This is a genomic window from Microcystis sp. M_QC_C_20170808_M3Col (assembly GCF_007095505.1).
GTDB lineage: Bacteria > Cyanobacteriota > Cyanobacteriia > Cyanobacteriales > Microcystaceae > Microcystis.
This window is the reverse complement of the sequence record NZ_SFBY01000277.1, coordinates 1-2,505: the sequence shown is the minus strand read 5'-3', so window position 1 is coordinate 2,505 and position 2,505 is coordinate 1. Positions and strand designations below refer to the sequence as shown.

General features: G+C 36.7%; 3 protein-coding genes. All 3 read left to right on the top strand.

Translation table 11 applies throughout. The features are described from left to right. Nucleotides 1-86 precede the first annotated feature (86 nt). The 3 genes from EWV84_RS12560 (at nucleotide 87) to EWV84_RS12550 (ending at nucleotide 2,203) form a co-directional block, all read left to right on the top strand. Nucleotides 87-251, top strand: a complete 165-nt coding sequence (locus EWV84_RS12560) for a PEP-CTERM sorting domain-containing protein (protein WP_287078249.1) — start codon at nucleotides 87-89, stop codon at nucleotides 249-251. A 281-nt stretch (nucleotides 252-532) separates the two neighbouring features. After that, entirely contained in the window at nucleotides 533-1,276 is a 744-nt protein-coding gene (locus EWV84_RS12555) for a PD-(D/E)XK nuclease family protein (protein ID WP_287078247.1), read from the top strand. A 351-nt stretch (nucleotides 1,277-1,627) separates the two neighbouring features. Beyond that, a complete protein-coding gene (locus EWV84_RS12550; protein ID WP_287078246.1) occupies nucleotides 1,628-2,203 on the top strand; it encodes a Uma2 family endonuclease in 576 nt (191 codons plus the stop codon). The last annotated feature ends 302 nt before the right edge of the window (nucleotides 2,204-2,505 follow it).

Sequence of the window (2,505 nt, the reverse complement as noted above, 5' to 3'; positions counted from 1 at the left end):
ACCTCCAAGCCGTTCGATAACTTATTCCTGTTTTTTTTGCCTAGTCTGATAGTTTCGTGTTCACATATTACCATGGCTGGCTATATATGACTATATTTGTATTGAAACTTTACAATACCGCATTGTCAAGCGCGTCTTTTCGTTACAATTTAGGCAACACTACCACTGCCGCTGTTCCCGAACCGGGTACTGTCTTAGGTTTAGTGACAGTGGGTGTATTAGGGGCATTATCTCGCCAGCGCAAGGAATAAAACCCAGTCAACAGTCAAGATGCCTGTGCTACTGTTTTCCAGTAGTATAGGCTTCTAGCCTGTAATAAATGGATGGTAACCACACAGCACCCTTTAGTCTTTCCGTAATGCTCAGATAACTTTTTTACAGTAGTGTTAAGTAAATTTGATTTTGAGGAAGGTTTAACTGATTTTGTAGGAGGGTAAATACTCAACAGATAAGATGCCTGTTCTACAACTATGGGCAATTTTCTGCAAAAACCGACTATGATTAGAATTAGATAGGCTGGAGGTGGATTAAGATGACCAATTCTGCTGAGATAAAAGTCCTAATTAGAGAACAATTACCGAGTATTCTGGCCGAAGATGCAAGTATTCGGGATTTTATCTTGCGAACCGTTTCTGACTACTATTCACCCAAAAAAGAGACAGATCAGAAGTTTGAGGAATTTAAAAACAGAGTAGATCGGATTTTAGACGAATTACAGCGCGATCGGGAAGAACAATCTCAAAAATGGGATGAACAAAGACGGCTATGGGATGAACAACGTCAACAAAATCAAGAAAGTAATCGGAAATGGGAAGAACAATATCAACAAAATCGAGAAACTTTAGAGGAAATCAAAAAGATGAATAAAAAACATGATAGCACTATTGGGGCCTTAGGCTCTCGTTGGGGACTCTTTTCTGAAGCGAGTTTTCGCAATGGGTTAGCGGCTATTTTACAAGATTCCTTCGGGGTAGAAGTATTAAATATTAATGATTATGATCCTGATGGTCTGGTTTTTGGAAGACCGGATCAAGTAGAATTTGACGTTATCATTAAAAATGGCTTAGTGATCGTTTGTGAAATTAAATCTTCTATGAGTAAGGCAGATTTGTATATTTTCAGCCGTAAAGTGGAATTTTATCAACAAAAATATCAACGCATTGTCAACCGTAAAATTGTCATTTCCCCAATGGTTGATCCTACTGCTTTAACTGTTGCCCAAAGTTTAGGCATCGAAGTTTATAGCTATGCTGAAGATATCAACCTTAATCAATAACTAATTAGTCTGAGGCAATGAAATTAATCCGACAATGCACGTTATCAGTAAGATTAAATTACGATAATTTTGGATTTTAGAGACAAAAAAACTTGGAAAAAGTAATAAAATTGAACAAAAAGTTAGTCGATTTCAGGCGGAATTACTAGCTATTTTATTTAATCTTATTAGTCCAGAACTTGCTTGGACTTCTCAGAGTTTTTTATAATAAATTGAACCCTTAATCTATGCCACAATAGAGATGTAGTATAGGCTTCTAGCCTGTACTATGGATATACAAGCAGGATGCCTATGCTACTGTTATTATTAAGGTTATTTTGCTAGGATGGGGAATAATATCTTAAATGCGTGATGACTACTACTCAAATTAAGTCAATAACTCTAGAATCATTCCTCAAAGAGTCTTATATAGATGATTCTCCGGCATGGGAATATCTTAACGGAGAAATTCACCAAAAAGCTATGCCTCAACTCCACCACAGTCGTCTGCAATTAAAGTTAGCCAGCAAGATTGACTCTGTGGCAGAAAAAGGACAAATTGCTTTAGCATTACCCGAATTAAGGTGTAATTTTGGCAATAAGTCCATCGTGCCTGATATTGCGGTGGTTTTCTGGGATAAAATTCCCTACAATGAAGAAGGAGAGGCAGAAAATACGGCCATTTCTTTTCCTCCCGACTGGACTATAGAAATATTATCCCCTCATCAAGCCATGACACCTGTTATAGATAAGATTATTCATTGTTTAGAATATGGTTGTCAATTAGGCTGGTTAATTGTCCCTGATGATCGTTCTATTTTAGTATTTAAAGCGAATCAGACTCCCAAGGTTTATTATTTAAATTCTGAGGAAACCTTACCCGTATTAGAGAAAATAGAGATAAGTTTAACAGTTGCTGATATTTTTGCTTGGTTAAAAATGAGATAATTGTCAATAAGTCAAATAGGATCGATCGCCTTGTTAGGTAGGGGGGCTTTCGGATGTCTTCTCAAGTTTAATTAATTTACTCTAATCTATCCTACGATCAAGATCAGCGATCGCAAATTCAAGTTTAATACTTTGTAAAGTGACAAGATCACCCTACCATAATTTAGGCTCGAAACCAGAATCATTAATGATTTCTACCGTTTCTCCCGATGGTTTAATCACAAATAAACCTTGTTTATAGGCATAACGATCTACTCCTTCGTCTATTTCTATTCCTGCCACTGCACCATAAGCTTGATAGT